27 protein-coding genes are annotated in these 20778 nt (G+C 40.1%); 13 read left to right on the top strand and 14 right to left on the bottom strand.

Annotation, left to right across the window (positions count from 1 at the left end; translation table 11 throughout):
• The first annotated feature begins 428 nt into the window (after window positions 1-428).
• Window positions 429-1907, top strand: coding sequence for an Ig-like domain-containing protein (locus DK207_RS06815; RefSeq protein WP_228247934.1), 1479 nt, complete (start codon window positions 429-431; stop codon window positions 1905-1907).
• A 42-nt stretch (window positions 1908-1949) separates the two neighbouring features.
• Here the strand turns inward: DK207_RS06815 and DK207_RS06810 are convergent, their stop codons facing one another.
• Entirely contained in the window at window positions 1950-2285 is a 336-nt protein-coding gene (locus tag DK207_RS06810; protein WP_109440524.1) for a TIGR01244 family sulfur transferase, read from the bottom strand.
• Between the two features lie 123 nt (window positions 2286-2408).
• On the opposite strand from DK207_RS06810, the gene DK207_RS06805 reads away from it, so the two are divergent.
• The 4 genes from DK207_RS06805 to DK207_RS06790 are packed head-to-tail and all read left to right on the top strand — an operon-like array spanning window position 2409 to window position 4698.
• The gene (locus DK207_RS06805; RefSeq protein ID WP_109440523.1) at window positions 2409-3305 is read left to right on the top strand and encodes an alpha/beta hydrolase; all 897 of its coding nucleotides are present in this window, start codon (window positions 2409-2411) and stop codon (window positions 3303-3305) included.
• Window positions 3305-3742 carry a thioredoxin TrxC gene (trxC, locus tag DK207_RS06800; RefSeq protein WP_109440522.1) on the top strand — a complete coding sequence of 146 codons (438 nt, stop codon included), beginning with the start codon at window positions 3305-3307 and terminating at the stop codon, window positions 3740-3742. Before DK207_RS06805 ends, trxC begins: the two co-directional genes overlap by 1 nt.
• A gap of 1 nt (window position 3743) precedes the next feature.
• On the top strand, window positions 3744-4175 hold the full coding sequence (locus DK207_RS06795; protein WP_109440521.1) for an acyl-CoA thioesterase: 432 nt from the start codon (window positions 3744-3746) through the stop codon (window positions 4173-4175).
• Window positions 4176-4218: 43 nt separating this feature from the next.
• Window positions 4219-4698 (top strand): GAF domain-containing protein, encoded by a 480-nt coding sequence (locus DK207_RS06790; protein WP_109440520.1) that lies wholly within the window; start codon window positions 4219-4221, stop codon window positions 4696-4698.
• 53 nt (window positions 4699-4751) lie between these two features.
• On the opposite strand, the gene DK207_RS06785 is transcribed toward DK207_RS06790, so the two are convergent.
• Both DK207_RS06785 and DK207_RS06780 read right to left on the bottom strand, forming a co-directional pair.
• Window positions 4752-5246: a DUF4442 domain-containing protein gene (locus DK207_RS06785; protein ID WP_109440519.1), complete on the bottom strand. Its 495-nt coding sequence runs from the start codon at window positions 5244-5246 to the stop codon at window positions 4752-4754.
• Window positions 5247-5260: 14 nt separating this feature from the next.
• Window positions 5261-5749 (bottom strand): YajQ family cyclic di-GMP-binding protein, encoded by a 489-nt coding sequence (locus DK207_RS06780; protein WP_004637859.1) that lies wholly within the window; start codon window positions 5747-5749, stop codon window positions 5261-5263.
• Window positions 5750-5839: 90 nt separating this feature from the next.
• Between DK207_RS06780 and DK207_RS06775 the strand changes: the two genes are divergently transcribed.
• Window positions 5840-6154, top strand: a complete 315-nt coding sequence (locus DK207_RS06775; RefSeq protein ID WP_109440518.1) for a rhodanese-like domain-containing protein — start codon at window positions 5840-5842, stop codon at window positions 6152-6154.
• Window positions 6155-6243: 89 nt separating this feature from the next.
• Here the strand turns inward: DK207_RS06775 and mnmC are convergent, their stop codons facing one another.
• From mnmC to DK207_RS06755, 4 genes are read right to left on the bottom strand one after another with little or no spacing between them, the layout of a single operon-like run.
• Complete coding sequence (gene mnmC / locus DK207_RS06770; protein ID WP_109440517.1) at window positions 6244-8154, bottom strand: FAD-dependent 5-carboxymethylaminomethyl-2-thiouridine(34) oxidoreductase MnmC; 1911 nt, start codon at window positions 8152-8154, stop codon at window positions 6244-6246.
• Window positions 8155-8171: 17 nt separating this feature from the next.
• Entirely contained in the window at window positions 8172-8588 is a 417-nt protein-coding gene (locus tag DK207_RS06765) for a hypothetical protein (RefSeq protein WP_109440516.1), read from the bottom strand.
• Window positions 8589-8591: 3 nt separating this feature from the next.
• Entirely contained in the window at window positions 8592-8894 is a 303-nt protein-coding gene (locus DK207_RS06760; protein ID WP_004637863.1) for a YciI family protein, read from the bottom strand.
• Between the two features lie 22 nt (window positions 8895-8916).
• Window positions 8917-9528, bottom strand: coding sequence for an inner membrane-spanning protein YciB (locus DK207_RS06755; protein ID WP_109440515.1), 612 nt, complete (start codon window positions 9526-9528; stop codon window positions 8917-8919).
• Between the two features lie 45 nt (window positions 9529-9573).
• Here DK207_RS06755 and DK207_RS06750 point away from each other — a divergent pair, with 45 nt between their 5' ends.
• Entirely contained in the window at window positions 9574-10437 is an 864-nt protein-coding gene (locus DK207_RS06750) for a PHP domain-containing protein (RefSeq protein ID WP_109440514.1), read from the top strand.
• A gap of 103 nt (window positions 10438-10540) precedes the next feature.
• Here the strand turns inward: DK207_RS06750 and DK207_RS06745 are convergent, their stop codons facing one another.
• A complete protein-coding gene (locus DK207_RS06745; protein ID WP_109440513.1) occupies window positions 10541-11452 on the bottom strand; it encodes a LysR family transcriptional regulator in 912 nt (303 codons plus the stop codon).
• Between the two features lie 101 nt (window positions 11453-11553).
• Here DK207_RS06745 and DK207_RS06740 point away from each other — a divergent pair, with 101 nt between their 5' ends.
• Window positions 11554-12600 (top strand): aldo/keto reductase, encoded by a 1047-nt coding sequence (locus DK207_RS06740; protein ID WP_109440512.1) that lies wholly within the window; start codon window positions 11554-11556, stop codon window positions 12598-12600.
• A 44-nt stretch (window positions 12601-12644) separates the two neighbouring features.
• On the opposite strand, the gene DK207_RS06735 is transcribed toward DK207_RS06740, so the two are convergent.
• A complete protein-coding gene (locus tag DK207_RS06735) occupies window positions 12645-13556 on the bottom strand; it encodes a bestrophin family protein (RefSeq protein WP_109440511.1) in 912 nt (303 codons plus the stop codon).
• 44 nt (window positions 13557-13600) lie between these two features.
• Complete coding sequence (gene radC, locus DK207_RS06730) at window positions 13601-14335, bottom strand: RadC family protein (RefSeq protein ID WP_109440510.1); 735 nt, start codon at window positions 14333-14335, stop codon at window positions 13601-13603.
• A 114-nt stretch (window positions 14336-14449) separates the two neighbouring features.
• Between radC and coaBC the strand changes: the two genes are divergently transcribed.
• From coaBC to DK207_RS06705, 5 genes are all read left to right on the top strand, one after another.
• Window positions 14450-15703 carry a bifunctional phosphopantothenoylcysteine decarboxylase/phosphopantothenate--cysteine ligase CoaBC gene (coaBC, locus tag DK207_RS06725; protein ID WP_109440529.1) on the top strand — a complete coding sequence of 418 codons (1254 nt, stop codon included), beginning with the start codon at window positions 14450-14452 and terminating at the stop codon, window positions 15701-15703.
• A 151-nt stretch (window positions 15704-15854) separates the two neighbouring features.
• Complete coding sequence (locus tag DK207_RS06720; RefSeq protein WP_109440509.1) at window positions 15855-16700, top strand: methylated-DNA--[protein]-cysteine S-methyltransferase; 846 nt, start codon at window positions 15855-15857, stop codon at window positions 16698-16700.
• Window positions 16687-17442, top strand: a complete 756-nt coding sequence (locus tag DK207_RS06715) for a 2OG-Fe(II) oxygenase (protein ID WP_109440508.1) — start codon at window positions 16687-16689, stop codon at window positions 17440-17442. The genes DK207_RS06720 and DK207_RS06715 overlap by 14 nt, the downstream gene beginning before the upstream one ends.
• Window positions 17429-17674, top strand: coding sequence for an Ada metal-binding domain-containing protein (locus tag DK207_RS06710; RefSeq protein WP_109440507.1), 246 nt, complete (start codon window positions 17429-17431; stop codon window positions 17672-17674). The genes DK207_RS06715 and DK207_RS06710 overlap by 14 nt, the downstream gene beginning before the upstream one ends.
• Window positions 17661-18269: an alpha-ketoglutarate-dependent dioxygenase AlkB family protein gene (locus DK207_RS06705; RefSeq protein WP_109440506.1), complete on the top strand. Its 609-nt coding sequence runs from the start codon at window positions 17661-17663 to the stop codon at window positions 18267-18269. The genes DK207_RS06710 and DK207_RS06705 overlap by 14 nt, the downstream gene beginning before the upstream one ends.
• Window positions 18270-18323: 54 nt before the next feature.
• Here the strand turns inward: DK207_RS06705 and secB are convergent, their stop codons facing one another.
• From secB to rsgA, 4 genes are all read right to left on the bottom strand, one after another.
• Window positions 18324-18782: a protein-export chaperone SecB gene (secB, locus tag DK207_RS06700; RefSeq protein ID WP_004637874.1), complete on the bottom strand. Its 459-nt coding sequence runs from the start codon at window positions 18780-18782 to the stop codon at window positions 18324-18326.
• A gap of 28 nt (window positions 18783-18810) precedes the next feature.
• The gene (grxC, locus tag DK207_RS06695; protein WP_087545584.1) at window positions 18811-19071 is read right to left on the bottom strand and encodes a glutaredoxin 3; all 261 of its coding nucleotides are present in this window, start codon (window positions 19069-19071) and stop codon (window positions 18811-18813) included.
• An 11-nt stretch (window positions 19072-19082) separates the two neighbouring features.
• On the bottom strand, window positions 19083-19499 hold the full coding sequence (locus DK207_RS06690) for a rhodanese-like domain-containing protein (RefSeq protein WP_109440505.1): 417 nt from the start codon (window positions 19497-19499) through the stop codon (window positions 19083-19085).
• Between the two features lie 96 nt (window positions 19500-19595).
• Complete coding sequence (rsgA, locus tag DK207_RS06685; RefSeq protein WP_109440504.1) at window positions 19596-20654, bottom strand: ribosome small subunit-dependent GTPase A; 1059 nt, start codon at window positions 20652-20654, stop codon at window positions 19596-19598.
• Window positions 20655-20778 lie beyond the last annotated feature (124 nt).

The following is a 20778-nucleotide window of genomic DNA, read 5'->3' as shown; positions in this document are numbered from 1 at the left end:
CGAACTCAGAAGTGAAACCTCTTCGCGCTGATGGTAGTGTGGCACTTGCCATGTGAGAGTAAGTCATCGCCAGCTTTTAAATCTAAACACCCCCTCCGCTAACGCTGAGGGGGTGTTTTTTATTGCTAAAAGGATATTTCTTTTTTATTACTAATCAAAACATAATTAATGAATTAAACTCAACTTTAATATAAACTTATCTCTATACCTTTGAATAAAAAAGATACTTAAAAAATAAATATTTGTTAAAATACATCACAAATTTCTCTTTTTTTCATGATAGTTTGATTAGTATCACTTTAATACTTGTTACCTGAAGATAAACTATATTTACATAAAATCTATATTATGGTTACATTAGGAATATTTTTTATAATGACAAATCAGCTTCGATTTTAGAATTTGATGGGGACAAAAAAGGAATGATCATGAATAAAAAGCAACTTACTTCAAAGTTGTCTGTAATTGCTATATCAATTTTATTGGCTAGTTGTGGAGGGGGCGGAGGTTATTATGGCTCAAATGATAACTCTAATAATGGTTCTGGGAATGGCAATCCTGGTGTAGAAACTCCTGGAGGAGGAATAACTCCTACAGCTGCTAGTTTAAAAATTGAATTAGACAAATTATCAATTGCAGCTACAAATGGTCAACTCACTGTGACTGTTCGTGCTTTAGATATGAATAAAGGTGGAGTAGCTGAAATACCTGTAACTTTATCAATTATTGATCCTACAAATAATGTTAATAATGCTGGATTATCCAAACAAACAACAAATGACTCTGGTAATGCGGTATTTGTTTTAACTACACCATCCACCTCACCAACTTTAGCAGAATTAATTAAAAATGGTTTTAAAATTATAGTTAATGCGAATGACGGAAAGTTAAGTCAAGAGCAATTAATTACTGTTACTGGTGCTGATAACAGTAATGGGGCTGATACAACTAGCATTGTCTTATTTGACGCTACTAAAACATCATTAAATGTTAGAGGTGACCAAACAACTGTTACTTTAACTGCTGTTGATGCTAATGGTGCAACGTTACCTAACCAAGCTATTTCTTTAAAAGTTAAAAATTCTGCTTTAAATGGAGTTAAGTTCACTCCAAATGCCTCTCAAACCGATATAAATGGAAGAATTACATATACGTTATCTTTTAATGAGACTCAAAGAGCTGCTTCATATAGTGCAGATTCTTTTGTAACAGATGACTTAGTTTTAGAAGCAAATTTTGGCCAATCAACTAAAGTTTATACTTATAAGTTGGATATCGTTAACTCTACTGTTCCTCGACCTGTAGGAGCTATTTCTGTTGCTTATAATCCAACAAAAATTGAATCCTCCACAAATGGAGTTTATTATTATAAAAATGTTTCAGTACAAGTTACTGATGTAGATGGTAAGCCTATACCTAATCAAGATGTCATAATGGGAGTGAATGCTCTAACCTATAATAAAGGTTTTTATGCTTTTTTTGATACAAGTATTCCACCAGATGATACAGCAGATAAGTATTTACCAGCAGTTATTACGCAATGTGTCACTCCAGTCATTAAAGTAAATAGTAATGGTAAAGAAATTGATCAGTTGAAACCTGTTAAAGAAGGACAAACTGTTCAAGTTGTTTCTTTTATAAACTCTGAAGGAACACCTGCGACTGATAATAAATATACGACAGATGCAAATGGTAGATTTGATTTAAAAATACAGTATCCTAAAATTTATGCTGGTTATCTTAATATCCAAGTAATTGCAGACTCGATTGTTAGTGGAAAGAGTATTAGCGGGTCAACAAGCTTTGGTTTAAGTTATTTGATAAGTGATGTTGATGTCGCTAATGGCGTAGCACCTAATATTAATAGTCCTTATGGATTGTCTACGAATTGTTTAGATGATTTATAAGTTAATGAAAAAACGGCCTTAGGGCCGTTTTTTTACAATGTTTTAATCATCCAACAAATCCATTTGTTTGGCGAGTTGATATAAATTATTAGAGCGATTACCTGTACGGCAGAACATTAAAATTGGTTTTGGGAGTTCATTATAATGGTTTGCGAATGCACGGACATCAAGTTCGGTGATCTGCCCAGCAACGACAGGTTGATAAACATAATCTAGGCCTGCATTGCGAGCTGACTCTTCGATCTGGGCGCTTGTCGGTTGCTCTGGGCCACCTTCCATATCAGGACGGTTGTTAATAATAGATTTAAAGCCTTTTTCAACAACTTGTGCTACATGTTCTGGGCCGATTTGACCTGCAAAACCTATATTCTCTGACATCTTGTCACTCCAAAAACAAACAAAACATTTTATGCTCTATCATAGCATTAAGCTTGATCTTGAGTTTAAATGTCTATAACAAATAAGTGATGTTCAGTAAAAAGATAATGAAATGGAGCGCGCATGCACACCTATACAGTTGAGCCGTTGTATGTTCCGAGTGGTGATGAAACAATCGCAGCAGATTTTTATCTTCCCAAAACTAACATTAAACCTGCGGTTATTATCATGGCTCATGGGTTTGCTGGGTTGCGTCAATTTAAATTAGTTCAATATGCTCAGCGGTTTGCAAAAGCAGGATATGCAGTCATTTTATTTGATTATCGTTATTGGGGGGGGAGTACGGGAAAGCCTAGAGAGTTGGTGTCTTTAACGTCACAGCTAGATGACTGGAAAACCATTGTTCAGTTCGCATCAAATTGTAAGTTGATTGATAGCCGGCGAATTATTCTTTGGGGAACTTCATTAAGTGGGGGGTATGCTCTGAGTTTGGCAACTGACCTCAAGAATATTCAAGCCGTAATGGTACAAGTACCGTATGTTGATGGTGCTGAAACCGCTAAACTTTATCCACTCCAGCGTTATCCAGAAGCATTAAAGCGTTCCAGTCAGGACTATATGGGGTCAAAAATGGGCTTGGTGCCAAAGACATTACCCGTTGTGGATCAATATAAATTGTGCTTCCTACCAACCTCTGATAGCTATTATGGTTATCATTCGATTGTGAACCCTGATTATTATTGGAGTGGTGAGGTTCCTGCTCGTGTTTTTTTTAATTTAATGCGTTATCGTCCAATTCAATTTGTACGTAAGATTAATATTCCCGTTTTATTTATCGCAGCAAAACAAGATAGTTTAATCCCTATCGCATCTAGTCGTGAAGCTGCAACTAATATTGCTCCTTTTGTAAGCTACCATGAGTGGGAAATGAAGCATTTTGATATTTATCATGGTTCTTGGTTTGAAAAAGCAGTCACAACCCAATTAGAATTTTTACATCAACATATTGGAGTGAAGTGATGATTATTGTCTGTTCATCCTGTGGTGCAAAAAATCGTGTACCTGAAGAAAAGCTAGCTGTGCATCCAAATTGTGGTCAGTGCCATCAAGCTTTATTGCCCTTACAACCAATTGAGTTAAATGAACAAAATTTTAGTCACTTTATCAGCAATAATGATTTACCTGTTTTGATTGATCTGTGGGCTGAATGGTGTGGTCCTTGTAAAATGATGGCACCACATTTTGCTCAAGTTGCTAAGCAAAACCCCTATGTGATTTTTGCAAAAATTGATACTGAAGCCAATCCGCGTTTGAGTGCTGCATTTCATGTTCGGAGTATTCCCACACTTGTTTTAATGAATAAAACGACAGAGTTGGCAAGAATTAGCGGTGCTTTACGGACACCAGAGTTACAACAGTGGTTAGATCAACAATTACAGCAACATCAAGGACATTAAAATGATGGAACGCCCAAACCAGCCAGAAGGAATTTTGTCGTTACAGACGATTGCAATGCCCGCAGATACTAACTGGAGTGGGGATGTATTTGGGGGGTGGATTGTTTCACAGATGGATTTGGCGGGTGCTATACACGTGGAGCGCTTTAGTAAAGGGCGTTGTGCAACTATTGCAATTAATCAGATGAGTTTCCTAGTGCCTGTAAAGGTGGGGAATGTGATTAGTTGTTACACCAAAATATTGAAAGTGGGTAACACCTCGGTACAAGTCCAAATTGAAGTGTGGAATAGCCATGATGATTCTCGTGAACCTGTTCGTATTACGGAAGGCGTATTTACTTTCGTGGCAGTTGATGTAAATGGTAATAAGCGTGTGATCGCCGAAGAGATTAAACAGGCTTTTGCAGCAGTCGATAAAGCTAAGGTTTTGTGATTAGGAATGCGCTAAAAATATTATTTTATTTGGAATAAAGAGAATGGCTGAAGAACTCGTTTTACAGCAAGGTCACAAGGCCGAGCAATATCAAAGTATTATTCCGCAGATTCAGGCAATTGTTGAGGGAGAGTCTGATGTGATCGCCAATCTTGCGAATATTTGTGCAGCGTTAAAGCAACAATTTGATTGGCTATGGATTGGTTTTTATCTGGTGAAAGACAATGAATTGGTGTTAGGACCATTTCAAGGACCTATTGCCTGTACCCGTATTGCCAAAGGGCGTGGCGTGTGTGGTACGGCTTGGCAACAGCAGCAAGTGATGATTGTGCCTGATGTAGATCAGTTTCCAGGACACATTGCATGTAGTTCTGCTTCAAGATCGGAAATTGTGTTACCCGTCATCAAAAATGGTGAGTGTGTTGCTGTCCTCGATATTGATAGTGAAAAGCTCGATCAATTTGATGAGATTGATGCGGAGTATTTGAAGCAATTGATTGGCATTATTGAGACATTTATTTAACCCTTATAAAAAACAAAGCCCATTTGAAATGGGCTTTGTTTTAATTTGAGATCTTATTTTTTACGTTTTGGCAACCAAGCCCAAAGCATTTGGCATTGGATGGGTTCATTGCCAGAATCATCAATTACGGTCACAGGAATCAATAACTCGCCTTTCTCATTGTCCGCGATAAACTTCTGTTGATCAGCAGATAAGCTTGCTGTAGCGGTTAAGCCACCTTGAGCCACTTTTAAATAATCGACATGGAGTGATTTGATCAATAAAATACGATTATCGGGTACATGCAACCCTGTTAAAAAACCTGTCGCTGTTTCAGCCAATAATGCCATTGCAGCTGCATGAACACCTTTAATATGGTTTTGCATATTACGTTGGTTTTCGATGTGAACAGTGACATGGTCTTTATCCACTTCTAAATAGCGGATATTTGCAGTCCCGACCATTGGAACAACACGACCAAAAGCTTTACTCCATAGCGTGCTACGGATGCTTTTCGGAAATTTAGAAGTGGTTTTAACCAGCGTATAAAGACGGTTATCTTTTGCCATAGTGAACCTATTGCTTAGTCTTTGAAATTATTAAATTGCAGTGGTAGACCAAATTGTTGTTCACGTAAAAAGTTCATCACTTGCTGTAAAGTATCGCGCTTTTTGTCCGTGACACGGATTTTGTCTCCTTGGATAGAAGATTGCGCTTTGATGCCACTTTCTTTAATGGCTTTATTAATTTTTTTTGCAGTATCTGAGTCAAGTCCATCTTTAAGCTTGATCACTTGAACAACATGTTTACCTGAAGCTGTCGCTTTTTGAGGATCTAAAGCTTGTACATCTACTTTACGCTTGTAGAAGTGATTTTCGAGCATGGTGTAAACTTGCTCACATTGGAAGTCACTTTCAGTTGAGATTTTGATTTCTTTATTTTTCTCATTTAACTCAATCGAAACGTCTTGTCCACGAAAGTCAAAACGTGTACCAATCTCTTTTTGCGTGTTTTGCACAGCATGATTGACTTCAAATAACTCTAATTCAGAAACAATATCAAAAGAAGGCATGGTTAGACCTTTACAAAGGGAAAGAATATCTGAGATGCTAAGGGGGTTTTCTTCATTTGCCAAGTGTTGTTTACATCAAAGGAGTGCACAATGATCCGTAAACAAGAAATTACAACATTTGAGTTCCCAGAAGACGCTGTCATTTGGGATGTCCGAGATACCAAAGCGTATGCTGAGGCTCATGTGAAAGGGGCGATGAATCGTCCAATTGCTGAGTTAAATGCGGATAGTTTGACTCAAGTTGCAGCGGATCAGCCGATTTATATTCTATGTGGTGGTGGCAGTAAAGCACCGCGTGCGGCAGAGTTATTAGAAGGGATTGATAGTTCTCGTGAATATGTAGTTCTCATGGGCGGAACGCGTGCAGCACGTGACGCCGGCTTGCCTTTGGAACAAGGTGCTTAAAAGACCCCTAGAATTTGCCAAGATACGTCATGTATTTTGGCAAATTTAAAAAATGATTTAAGTCATCGTTGTAAATGAATAATAACAATTTAACCTGAATAATACGGTTTTTTTACTTTAGCTTTCTTTTGAAAGCGTTGAGGATCGAGTTTACTCAATAAGCTTTGTGGTACAGGGCAAAGTTCACCTAATACCAATGCCACTAAGATTTCACTGCATAATGGTGCAAATAAAAAACCTTTAGAACCTAAACCCGCAAAAGTATAAATGGGTTGATTGTTGTGGATTTTGCCCACCAACGGAAAGTAATCCAAAGTTTGTGCACGAACTGATGCTCGACCTTGCCAAGTATCGATGGGGGAGAGGTGTTTTGCATATCTTGGAAAGATACTGTGGATAAGTTCGTAGTTATGCACATGATCTTCAATCAAAACTTCAGTGTCATCACGATTCGGATAAAAGGATGCACCTAAGATCAATTGTGATGCATCCAATTGCATGCAATAACCACCATAGCTATAGGCTTGCTCAAGAGATAATGGTTGTTGGATATTTTCAACCCAGCTCACTTGTCCACGAATTGGTTTTAAAACGGGATAATGTTCAAACAACGCTGCACTTTGTTTTGCGCAACAGACAATGACCTGATCGGCAGTGGCAAGATGTTGTTGATCTTGCCATAGCTCTGTCTGTGCTCCTATCGCATTTAAACGTGAAACCTTGGCTTTTTTTACACGGATGTTTGGGTGCTGTAAGATTTCGTCACGAAGTTGATGAGGTGCCACGACACCTGCTTGTTGTAGTTTCAAACTCGGAAATTCTGTTTGAGGACTAATCTTTTCCGATGTATGGGTCGTTAATACTTGATCTGGATATTGTTCGGCTAGACGCAACAATTCATCTGGATTCTTTAAGGCAATTTGCTCAACTTGAATGGCTCTAAAAGCTTGAAAGCGTGCATAAAAATTCAATGCATGTTGCCAGCTTAAGGTCATCAAATGCTCATGTGCCTGCTCAATTGGACATAATTTTGGATTGAGCAAGGCAAGAGGATTACCTGATGCGCCTGAAAGCGGCTCATTTTGCTCGTAAATCGTGATTTGATGGCCACGCTGAGCAAATGCCCATGCAGTGCTTAAACCCGCAATTCCTGCGCCAATAATTGCGATTTTCTGTTGTTTTGTGAGTTGGGATGTTTGGGGAGCATTTAGAGTACTCGTGTCTGCTTTTATCGGGTCAGTAGAATGCATCTCCGTGGATGCTTGATCGAGCCAAATCGCTTTGAGCATTTCTCTTTTATGACCAAAACCACGTGGACGACTAATCTGAATACCATGTTGCTTCAACCCACGTTTGAGTACCCCCGCCACACTAAAGGAAGCAAACGTTGTTCCAAAATCTGATAGACGTACGATATTATTCAGTACATTTTCTTGCCACATGTCTGGATTACAAGAAGGCGCAAAACCATCTAGAAACCAAGCATGTACGGTTTGCGTTTTAGGAATATTTGGAAAAATATCTTGTGCATCACCTAACCACAAATCGATGCTAAATCTTTCCTCTGGAAAACTAAGACGATGACATCCCGCAATAGGTAGGGGATATTGTGCAATGAGTTTTTGTGCCAGAGGCGCTAACTCTGGCCAAGCATTTAGGGCTCGGATCAAATCAGTTCGGCGAAGCGGAAATTTTTCTACACTAATGACATGCAAATGACTGTGGTTATTTGGACGAATCTGTTGCCAGAGTTGCCACAAGGTTAAAATATTTAAACCTGTACCAAAACCCGTTTCACCCACACAGAAATATTGATAGTCGTTGAGTTGTGATAGGCGCTCGTTTAAATCATTGCCATTTAAAAATACATAGCGAGTTTCGAGTAAACCATTATCTTTGGAAAAGTAGACATCGCCAAACTGTTTAGAAATGGGAAGGTCAATACCATCGACCATTTCCCAATCCAATTCAGCGGTTTGTATTTTTGATGAGTGAGACATAAATTACAGTATGATGTTTACCATTGACGGCGACGTTTAGTGTAAACATAGCTAGCAATAAAGAAACCGAGAATGACACCTACCGCAATCGTCATAGCCCCATACAGAAACATCTGAGCACTACGTTCGCTTTGTAGCACTTGGACTTGCACCGTTAAATTATCATTTTTTAACTGCAATTCCTGATTTTGCGCAAGCGCTTCAAGATTGGCATGTTCAAGTTGTTTTAAGCGATTGGCTTGATCTTGAACCAGTGCTTTTACCTTTGCTTCTTGCTGTTGTTTCGCTTTGGCAATCTGTTCTGCTGTGAGTGGTTTCGCAGTACTTGGTGTAGTGACAGCAGCGGTTGTAGCTGGTGGTGTGGCTTCTACAGCCCAAACTGTAGTATTAAAGAGTAAACCTAGAGCGAATAAGCTTGGTAGTGCAATACGCATGATTTACCCTTTTGGAAAAGCTTTATTAAAAGGTTTTACGTCAATACTTGCGTAAATTCCTTCTTTTAAAAATGGTTCTTCTTCAATCCACACATCCAATGCTTCACGGCTATCAAATTCAACAATAATCGTGCTGCCCAGAAAACCAGCCTGTGGATTATTTGGGTCGATTGGGTGAGCACCAGCAGCAATCAAACGTCCTTCATCATCTAGTTTTTGTAGGCGTTCTATATGTTGTGGGCGTGTTGCTAAACGTTTTTCTAAAGTACCTTCACGATCAGTACAGCTGAGTACGAAATAGGGCATAGCATTGGCTCAATAACGGAAATTAGGTGGTGGTTTTAAAATGCTTTCGTAAGCAAAATAGTATAACAGCAAGGTAAGTGAGAGAAACGATAATATCGCCAAAAGCAGTGAATTCGCCCCAGTATTTTCCATCTAAAAATAAAAAGCCAAAGAAATAATGCAAACTTGCGAGTAAGAAGAATTGACCACACCATGCCCAGTTAAGATTTATCCAGCCTTTTTTACTGAGCTCTAATACTGAACCTAGCATTTTCTGAATAATTGGCATGCCTTCTTTGTTGAATAATGGGGTAATCAAAAAACCGATGCCTATTCCGACATTAATAATGACCGCTTTTAATTTGATATAGGTTACATCACTGAATGCTAAGGTAATACCACCAAAAATGACGGACATGACCACAATAAACCACTGCATTTTTTCCAATTTAAATTTTTGGAATAAAAATAAGCACCCATATACTACCAGGGTGGAAATGAGTAGTGCACAGGTCGCGACAAGAATATGGTTTTGATCCGTATTTCCAGTACTGCCCACCAATTCCAACAAAGGATGCTGACTATCTTTAGGGTCAGTGGTTTTGTAAAAATAGAAGAAGATAATCAGAGGAAGATAGTCGAGCAACGCTTTCATGTTACAGTACAGTGATGAAATAGGTCAGATAGCATAATACAAACCATGTTCGGTGTCGATTTACATACACATACGCTCATTTCCGATGGAACCTACTCTCCTGAGCAGTTGGTACAGGCCGCTGTGGATTTAAAAATTCATACCTTGGCAGTGACAGACCATGACACGATGGATGGTTTAACGCGGGCGCAGCGTTATCTTGATGAGCATGCTCAAGATCATGATATTCGGCTTATTTCAGGTGTAGAGGTATCAAGCCAATGGTCTAGACCCAATACCAAAAAGAGTTATGGAGTGCATATTGTGGCTCTAAATATGCAGGATGAGACTCCGATCCGTGAACTGTTGGAACAGCAGAAGAAAATCCGTGCCGAACGTGCAAAAGCCATTTGTGATTTATTGGAAAAATGTATTGGTTTTGATATTTATCCTGAAGTGATTGCCAAAGTAGATGGGCATGCGGATCGTGTAACACGGACACATATTGCCAAAACCTTAGTCGAAAAGAATATCGTGAGCCGTCCTCAACAAGCATTCGATCGCTTTCTCAAAGAAGGGAAAAAAGCATTTGTAAAATTTGATGGTGTGGGGCTTAAAGAAACAATTGATGTAATTCATGCCAGTCAGGGATTTGCTGTTTTAGCGCACCCAACTCGTTATGATCTTTCTGCGACCAATATCCGCTATCTGATTGAGCTATTTGCAGAGAGTGGTGGGGATGCCGTTGAGTTACCGCCAAGTATAGAACCCGCTTCGACTCGGCAAATGGTGGATCGAATGATTCAGCAATGTGATTTAGCAGTATCCATTGGTAGTGATTTTCATGGCGATAATATGCCTTGGATTAAATTAGGACAAACACCACGAGTTAAAGAAGGGCAACGAGGTGTTTGGGAGCGTTTTCGATAAGTTTGCCAATCAAAAAGTTAGAAGGCTTAATTCGTCTTTTTTCTGCATCGCTTTATAAGGCATTTAATGGATGTTGTTTGATTTAGCGGTGCTTTAAATAAACTTAAGTTTCAATTTGCCAGTGAGTGTGATGCTGGAAGTAATGTGTTAAATAATCTAAAAAATATTGCACTTTAGGCGGTAATAATTCTCGATGCGGAAAGACCGCATAAATTGCAGTTGCCTCAACTGGACAATCTGGCAAAACCTGTATCAGTTTTCCTGTTTTTAAATCTTCTACAACATGCCAAAACGAATGATTGGAAATGCCTAAACCATGCAAAGCTGCCTGTCGAATGGCTTCACCCGAATTAGTACTAAAGTAACCCTCCACTCTGATCTGCTCAGTTTCCCCTGCTTTATTTAGAAAGCTCCACTGGTCGGTTAAACCATTGGCATGCTGTTGTAAAATACAACGATGTAATTTGAGATCAGATAAAGTCTGTGGCATCCCATATTGTTGCAGATAGGCGGGTGAGGCACACAACAAACGTGGATTTGGGCTTAATTGTTTGGCAATCAAACTTGAGCTTTTCAACTGTCCAATACGAATCGCCAGATCCATACCCTGTTGAATTAAATCGATGTTTTGATCATTGAGGTCAAGATAGATATGCAGCTCAGGATGTAAATGCGAGAATTCGGCAATTATGGGCATTAAAACCTTGGTACCAAAAGTTGCGGAAGCGGATATTCGCAATGTACCTGCCAGTGCATGATCTTTGACTTTTAATGACTCATGTAAATTGAGGAAATCAGTCATCCAATTGCGCCCATAGGCAAGTAACGTGCGGCCTTCTTCCGTCAATGTCAGTTTGCGGGTGGTACGGTGAAATAATCGCAGTTGAAGATGTTGTTCTAAGCGTTGTAGTTTCTGACTGGCGACTGAAACTGAAATATTTGCATCTTGCGCAGCTTTGCTAATTGAGCCTAAGTCTGCAACGCGTATAAAAAATTGAAAATCTTCTGTATTCATTATCAATTAAACCAGAAAAGTATTTCCTGATTATCGTGGTTTTTTAAATAAAGCCCTAGCGGTATTTTGTTTCTAAGTAATCACATGTTGGAGACAAACTCATGAAATATCATTTTCTAGGAAACTCGGGCTTAAAAGTCTCAGAATTAGGATTTGGTGCTGGTACTTTAGGCGGGCAGGGGCAGTTTTTTGCCGCTTGGGGACAAGCCAGCCAAGCTGAAGCAAATCAAATGATTCAAGCTGGTCTGGACGCGGGTATCAATTACTTTGATACCGCGGATGTCTACTCGGAAGGAGAGTCCGAACGAATGCTCGGTAAAGCTTTAGCAGGGAAAAGACAGCAGGCTATCATTTCAACTAAGGTTGGCATTCGTAGTTCGGATCGTCTGAATGCTGCTGGATTTAGTCGGGACTATTTACTGTCAGCAGTAGAACAATCACTGGCACGATTGGGAACAGATTATATTGATGTATTGCAATTGCACCAATTTGATAGCTTTACCGCATTGCATCAGTTGATGAAAACGCTAGATGAACTGGTGCGAAGTGGCAAAGTTCGCTATATCGGAGTATCCAATTTTTCTGGCTGGCAATTGATGAAAGCACAAGCTATTGCGGATCAATACGGCTATGAAAAGTTTGTGGTCAATCAGGTCTATTATTCTTTAATTGGACGTGATTATGAGTGGGAATTGATGCCTTTGAATGATGATCAGCAGATCGGTGCGGTGGTGTGGAGTCCATTGGGTTGGGGGCGATTAACAGGTAAATTTGATCGGGAAAATCCGATTCCAGCAGAAAGCCGGTTGCATGATACGGCACAGTTTGCACCTCCTGTAAACGAGGCACATCTTTATCAGGTCATTGATACACTCAAACAGATTGCTACAGAAACGGGTTATTCTATCCCTCAAATTGCTTTGAATTGGTTGTTACAACGTCCGACTGTTTCAAGTGTTTTGATTGGCGCCCGTAATCAAACTCAACTGCAAGAAAATCTGAAAGCAAAAGATATTCAGTTGTCGGATCAGCATATCGCACAATTGAATCAGGCCAGCGCGATTTATCCACCTTACCCTTATTATCCTTATTGGAATGGGCAATTTACTGAACGCTTTAAATCGCTGGTGACATCACAATTTATTTAATGGGAATTCATTTCCCTCATTAAGTTTGATGAGGGAAATGGCAATTAAAGCAAATTGTGATCATGCGCCTGAATTGGCGGCGGGGTTGGGCGACCTAGCGTACCGAGTAACTCGATTTCAATATTACGTACCATTGCATCTAAAGGTAAGTCATTGCTTTGTGTACCGAAGGGTTCCTCGATTTCTGTACTTAATGCATCCAAACCGAGAAAAGTATAGGCCAAGATTCCCACTAAAAGAGGTGTGACTAAGCCTAATAATGAACCTAAACTAAACGGTAACATGACACAGAAAAAATACACCGTCCGATTCAGCAAAACAGAATAAGCAAATGGAATCGGGGTATTCGCAATACGATCACAGCCTGTTTGCATTTCACTCAATGCTGCAACATGCTGGTTCATTTGGGTATAAATAATATCTGTGATTTCGCCTTCTTTGAGCGCTTGTAAAAGTTCCCATTGGATCAAGCTGAGGGTGTACTGAGGCGCATTTTGTTGTTGATAGAGTTGAGTAAGCGCTTGCTGACTTAAACCACTTGTTTCAGTCAATTCTGTTGGATTGGCAGTTTGATGACGTAAACGGTCACGTAAAACGTTGGCAAACACAATCACATTTTGAATCACACGTTCACGACGTGCTTGGGTTAGAACACGACAATCACGATCGAAATGGCGAGCTGTAGCGATTAATACACCCCAGAGTTTACGGGCTTCCCACCAACGTTCATAACAAGCGCTGTTCTTGAAACCCAGGAAAATCGAGAGTACAACGCCGATCAGGGTAAAGCCAACTAAGGGAATTTCAGGGAAGCGGTATAAATTGACATACTCAATACCGCCGATGATGGCTGAGACCAGCATGACAAAGCCAAGTGACGGTAAAATTTTGGGTAAAATCGTCCCACGCCATGAGAATAAAACTCTAAAAATGCTTGGCTGGTCACGAACAATCATGTTATTTGGATCATTAATTTTATCTGTTGATATTCTCGTTTGCTTTAACCTTTGTCAAGTTCGGATTGCTTGATTTTAGTAGGGTTGAGTAGTTGTTGCTCAGAAAAAGAAAAATAGCCTTCTGGGGAAATAATAAAGTGATCAATCAGGTGGATTTCAAGTAATTTGCACGCTTGTTTGAGTTGTTGTGTGAGGTATAAATCTTCAGTTGAGGGGCGAGCGATTCCATAGGGATGATTATGGGCAACCACGATTTGGCAGGCTTGTTGTTGTAATACATAACGTAGCGTTTGATTCAATGAGACACTACATGAATGATGTGAGCCAAAAAATAATTTCTTGAAATGTAACTTTCTTAACTCTGCATCCAAACACAGTACAGCAAAGACTTCTTGTTTTTCTCCCATCAGTTCATAGCGTAAATAGTCGAGTACAAGACTAGAGGAATCCAGACAAAGTCGTTGTTGTTGGAAATGATTGTTTAAATAACGCCGTCCGAGTTCTTTTACCGCCATGAGCTGTGCATATTTAGTGGAGGCGATGCCATTGAATTGGGATAAGTCCTCCAGCGATGCATCAAAAATAGGATTAAGTCCACCAAAATGTTGAATGAGGATACGTGCTAATTCAACTGCGGAATGTTGTTTAGAGCCTGAGCGTAAAAAAATCGCAAGAAGTTCTGCATCGGATAAACTCTGAGCCCCTTGAAGTAATAAACGTTCTCTTGGTCGTTCTTGTTCAGGCCATGCTTTGATGGAATGTTTTATGGATTGATTCATTGTTAAATTCACTTTGATTTTATTGTGTTTATAACTTTTTTAAAAACCCATCACTTGGGTCTGATCGTATTTAATGCTATTGTGAGCGCCACTGCAACAGCAAGGTATCTGTTTGTGAGCTTCGATCTTAGTGTTATTCCTCATAAAAACATTATATTGGCGGTTACTGGCGGCATTGCTGCCTATAAAAGTGCCATTCTGGTTCGCCGTTTAAAAGACTTTGGTTTTGATGTACGTGTGGTCATGACACATGGCGCCCAAGCTTTTATTACGCCATTAACCTTTCAGGCACTTTCAGGTAATCCTGTACATACAGAGCTACTTGACACAGAAGCTGAGGCAGGTATGGGGCATATTGAATTGGCTCGTTGGGCAGATTTGGTATTGGTTGCACCTGCAAGTTGTGACACGATCGCAAAATTTGCAAATGGTTTAGCTGATGATTTGCTCAGCACGTTATATTTAGCAACCAAAGCGCCAGTTTGGGTTGCACCTGCAATGAATCAACAGATGTGGGCAGCGAAAGCGACTCAGCGTAACCTACAAACTTTGGTTGAAGATGGCGTGCATGTCATCATGCCCGATGCAGGTGAGCAAGCATGTGGTGATGTTGGTTTAGGACGTATGCCGGAGCCAGAGGATTTAGCTAGACAAGTCGCTGCTTATTTTCATAAAGCACAACGTGCGATTGCAGAAAAGTTTGGTCTGTTGGCTGGAAAACGCGTCACCATTACTGCTGGTCCAACGCGTGAAGCGATTGACCCTGTCCGTTATATTTCAAACCATAGCACGGGTAAAATGGGCTTTGCTTTGGCAGCTGCATGCTATGCGGCGGGTGCAAAAGTAACGTTGGTGGCGGGTCCAGTCAGTTTGGATACTCCCAATGGTGTAGAACGAATTAACGTTAAATCCGCAATGCAAATGTTAGATGCCAGTATGAATCAGCTTGAAGAAGGCTGTGATATCTTTATTGCGACTGCGGCAGTTGCGGATTATCGCGTGGCTGAAGTAGCTGAGCATAAAATCAAAAAAGCGGGTGATGAACTGGCAGTCTCGTTGGTGAAAAATCCTGATATTGTTGCGACGATTGCACAGCAACAACAACGTCCATTCATGGTGGGCTTTGCTGCTGAAACACGCAATGTTGAAGAATATGCAGCAGGGAAGTTAGTTGCTAAAAAGCTTGATATGATTGCATGTAACGATGTTTCTCGTCCTGATATTGGTTTTGCTTCTGATGAAAATGCCATGACCGTATTCTTTGCGCAGTCCTATCATCTAGAGAAACGTGAGTTAGAGAAAGCATCTAAGCAAGAAATCTCACAACAATTGGTTGAAGCCATCCATGATGCTTTATTGCAAAAATAAAGAATATTGAATTTATCGCTTTATTAAAATGCAACGAAATCGTTGCATTTTTTATTTATGCTAAAACAACATGGGCAGTTGAGCATGATTCAGATTTCTACACCACACTAAAGTTGCTAAAGTAAAATTATGAATGATGAGAGGTGATGATATGTCCTCACAGCAACGTAATTATGACCGGATTGCACAGGCAATTACTTATATTCAGCAGAATTTTCAACAACAGCCTCAGCTGGATGAAGTAGCAGCGCATATTCATTTAAGTCCTGCCCATTTTCAGCGTTTATTTACCGATTGGGTCGGCACCAGTCCTAAAAAATTTTTACAGTATATTAGTGTCGAATATGCCAAACAGATTCTGAAACAAGAGCAAGGTAGTATTTTTGATGCCACTTTTGCAACGGGATTGTCCAGTACCAGTCGCTTGCATGATTTATTTATTCAGATTGAAGGCATGACACCTGCTGAATATAAGAATGGTGGGCAGAGTCTGACAATTCATTACCAATTTGCAGACACCATATTTGGAGAGGTATTAATTGCATCCACGCATAAAGGAATTTGTGCATTAAGTTTTGTTGATCATCGAGTTGATGCTTTAGCACAGTTAACAGCACAATTTCCTCAAGCATTGTTTATTGAGCAAGCAGATATGTTTCAACAAAGTGCTTTGGCTTTATTTCAAAAAGGTCAACAGCAATTAGCTGAGATTAAACTGCATTTGAAGGGCACAGAGTTTCAGCTCAAGGTTTGGCAAAGTCTGCTCAAAATTCCGATGGGACAACTCGCGACTTATGGTGAGCTTGCCAGAACTATTCAACATCCCAAAGCGGCACGCGCCGTGGGTAGTGCAATTGGCAGTAATCCCGTGGCATTTCTGATTCCATGCCATCGGGTGATTCAGTCAAGTGGCCTATTGGGTGGCTATGAATGGGGGAGTGTCCGTAAAACCGCGATCATCGGCTGGGAAGGTGTGCAAACACATGCAACAAATTGAACAAGCACGTATCCAAATGGCGGTCGATAAAATCCAGACCGCCGATTGGGAGGAAATCACTGAGCAGATCCATCAGCATGGTTTTGCCCTGATCAGGCAAGTACTTTCTGCGCAACAGTGTGAACAATTACAACAACTCTATCCGCAACCTGATCTCTATCGTAAAACTGTTGAGATGCAGCGTTATCGTTTCGGCTTGGGTGAGTATAAATACTTTACTTATCCACTGCCGAGTTTAATTGAGCGGATACGACATGAGGTCTATCCTTATTTGGCACCCATTGCCAATGCATGGTTTCAGGTACTTAGGATGGAACGCATGTTTCCATCTACACACCCTGAATTTTTACAGCAATGTCAGCAACATGGACAAATGCTGGCAACACCCCTGATTTTGAAATATGAGCAAGGGGGATTTAATACCTTGCATCAGGACTTATATGGAGAAGTCTATTTTCCTCTGCAACTTGTCATTGTACTGAGTCAGCCGAATGTTGATTTTACTGGGGGGGAATTTGTTTTAACCCAACAAAATCCAAGGGCACAGTCCAAGGCTATAGTCATACAACCTCAGCAAGGCGACTTAGTTATTTTCACCACGCAATTTAAGCCTGAAAAAGGTAGTCACGGTTATTATCGGGCTAATATCAAGCACGGTGTCAGTCCTATTCAGCAAGGTAAACGTTATAGCTTGGGCATTATTTTCCATGATGCGGTAAGTTCATCTCATGTGGCGACATGATGAATTAACTCAGACTGAGTTGCATCAGAAACTGAAGCAGCAAGAGATTCAGTTCGCAGGCAATGCTCAGCTAAAAATCTATGGCACTTTGACTTGTCATTCTGGGAAGCGCATGATGAAAAAAAATCGAGTCTTTTTTGTGAATGAGGATGAAGCTTTAAAGCAGGGCTATCGACCTTGTGGACATTGTATGCAGCAAGCCTATAAGAAGTGGAAAAATGCAATTATTTGATATTGAAGCGGATCCAGAGCAGAACTATTTACCTTATGATGGCACGGTACAATATTATGGCAAAGTAATGCACACAGCAGCGGCAGATCATTATTTTGATCAACTGATGCAAACCATTGCATGGGAAAATGATCAAGCACTAATCTTTGGCAAACTGTTAACTACTAAACGTAAAGTGGCTTGGTATGGTGATCGTCGTTTTGAATATACCTATTCCAACATGAATAAATATGCATTGCCGTGGACAAAGGAATTAGTTGAATTAAAACAATTGGCTGAACAGCTAACGGGTGAAACATTTAACTCGTGTTTGCTCAATCTTTATCATAGTGGTGATGAAGGGATGGCATGGCATAGCGATGCTGAAACGGATTTAAAAAGAGATGGTGCAATTGCATCTGTAAGCTTTGGTGCAGAACGAAAATTCGCGTTTAAACATAAACGCAGTAAAGAAAAGGTGGAGTTGTATTTAGAGCATGGCAGCTTATTGGTCATGAAAGATATGACGCAGACGCATTGGTTACATCGTTTACCACCCACTAAAAAAGTCAGTACTGCACGAATTAACTTAACCTTTAGAACGATTGTTGCGTGAATATAAAAAGGGACTGAAAAATCAGTCCCTTTGTTAAGTTAAGCCTAAATTTGATTAAGCTTGACCTTCTGCATCAGCATTTGCTTGTAGGCGTTGCATGTTTGCTTCAAATTCAGCATCGAAGTTAATCGGTGTAAGGAGCAATTGTGGGAAGCTGCCTTTTGTCACTAAATCATTTACTGCTTCACGTAAGAATGGAAACAGAATGTTAGGGCAGTAAGCACCTAGAATGTACGGAAGACGTTCTTCTTCTACACCGTCAATTAAGAAAATACCTGATTGAGTTACATCAACGATGAATGCAGTTTCATTTTCGTTGTTCGCTTGAACCACAACTTTCAAAGACACTTCATAATGTGTTGGATCAATTTTTTCTGCAGCAGAAGATAAATTGATGTTGAGTTCAGGCTGCCATTGTTTAGTAAATACTTGCGCACCTGGAACTTCAAAAGAAATATCTTTAGTGTAGATACGTTCTAACGCGAGTTGTGGTTGAACTTGTTCTTCGCTCATTGTTTTTCCTTAAATCTCGGATGTGTTGTTAAGCTAATAATTGGTCGAGTTTACCTTCACGCTCTAAAGCATAAAGTTGATCAAAACCACCGATAAATTGGTCTTTGATAAAAATTTGTGGCACGGTACGATGGTTAGTACGTTGCATTAATTCAATACGAACTTCGGGTGCTTCATTGGAAAGATTAATTTCTTTATAAGCAACACCTTTACGTTCCAGCAATTGTTTTGCGCGGACACAATATGGACAAGAAAGTGTTGAATAAATCGTGACGTTTGGAGTTGTCATTTTTTCTCTCCTTAAGTTTTGGTTTTACCTTTCACTAATGGCAAGCCTTGTGCTTTCCAGTTGCTGATTCCGCCGTCTAAGCGGTAACTGTCTGCATGACCCACTTTTTGTAAAGCGGTGCCTGCAACTTGCCCTAAGTTACAAATAAAGACCAATGGACGGTCACTGGCTTTTAATTCATCTATGTGACTGGTGATTTGGCTATAAGAAATGTTACGGCTACCACTAATGTGGCCTTCACGGAAATCTTTAGCATCACGAAGATCAATCAGCATGGCATTTTTTGCTTTGACCAAAATACCTAAAGATTGTGGTGAAATTTTACGACCATTGCGTTGTCCTTCTAAAACAAAGAACAAGATGATTAACACCCCAAGTGTGCCAAACAAGAAGGGGTGATTCCCCATAAACTCAAACCAACGTTCCACAAGTCACCTAAAGTTAGAAATCAAAAATTGCCACTGAGTATAACTTATCTCAATGGTGATCAAAAACCTTAGTTCAAGGGCAAGTTCTAATTAATATTAATTTTTTTGTTGGGCTTCTTGGATTTCATCGTTCAGTCGTAAATAACTCTCTAAACGACGAGGCAAAATTTCACCCGCTTCAACCGCTTGTTTCAACGCACAATTCTTCTCGTGGGTATGGGTACAATTGCGAAATTGACACAGTCCTAAATGCGCCTCAATTTCTGGAAAACCTGTACGCACTTTTTCCAAACTCAGATGCCATAGTCCAAACTCACGGATTCCCGGAGAATCGATCAATGCACCGTTTGTTCCAAATTTAATCAAACGGGTTGAGGTGGTGGTATGTTGTCCCAATGCCGAGTTTTCAGAGATGACATTGGTTTTCTGTGCAGCGTCAGGAACAATGGTATTAATCAATGAGCTTTTACCTACGCCTGATTGACCTACAAAAGCCACCGTTTCATTATCCAGTCGTGCAGCCAGGGCAGACAAATCACCTTGTGATTGGCAAATCAAACTTTCATAGCCCAAAGCTTCATATTCGCTGAGTAAAGTTAAAATCGGATCATTCTCTGTGAGCAGATCAGATTTATTCAGCACCAATAAAGCTGGAATATTGGCATCTGCACACGCGACCAAATAGCGATCAATTAACGTCGGTGCAGGTTCAGGTAGGGGTGCAAATACAATCACGATCAGACTGATATTGGCAGCTACGGGTTTGACCTTATGATAACGATCTGGACGCGTGAGTAATGATTGCCGAGGGTAAATCGCGGTGATAATACCAAGCCCTGTATTTGGATCTGCTTGCCATTTGACACGGTCACCCGTCACCAACAACTCCAAGTTGGTACGGGTATGGCACCGCCAAATACTGTCTAATTCAATCGGTTTCCAAAACGGTTCTGGTTCACCGTCTGCAACATGAGGTTTTTCGGGATGTTGTGCGGGTACAGACAAAGCTTGTACTTCGAGTTGACGACCATAATGCTGAACCACCAGTCCATCTAAATCTTGCGATGTATCAATGTCATCTTGACGAGACTTATGTTGTTTCTCAATACGACGTTGCTGCTGTTCAGTTAATCGACGCTTACGAATTAAAGCCATTCATGTCCCAAAAAATCCACACTTTCAAGACCGCAAAAATAGCACGAAGCCGCTATAGAATTACAGCCAAGATGTAATTAATTTGCTACTATTGATGTTTTTAAGCACATTAGAATCGCCATCC

Origin of the sequence: Acinetobacter haemolyticus, from assembly GCF_900406815.1 — a bacterium.
GTDB lineage: Bacteria > Pseudomonadota > Gammaproteobacteria > Pseudomonadales > Moraxellaceae > Acinetobacter > Acinetobacter haemolyticus_A.
This window is presented reverse-complemented; position numbering and strand designations above follow the sequence as displayed.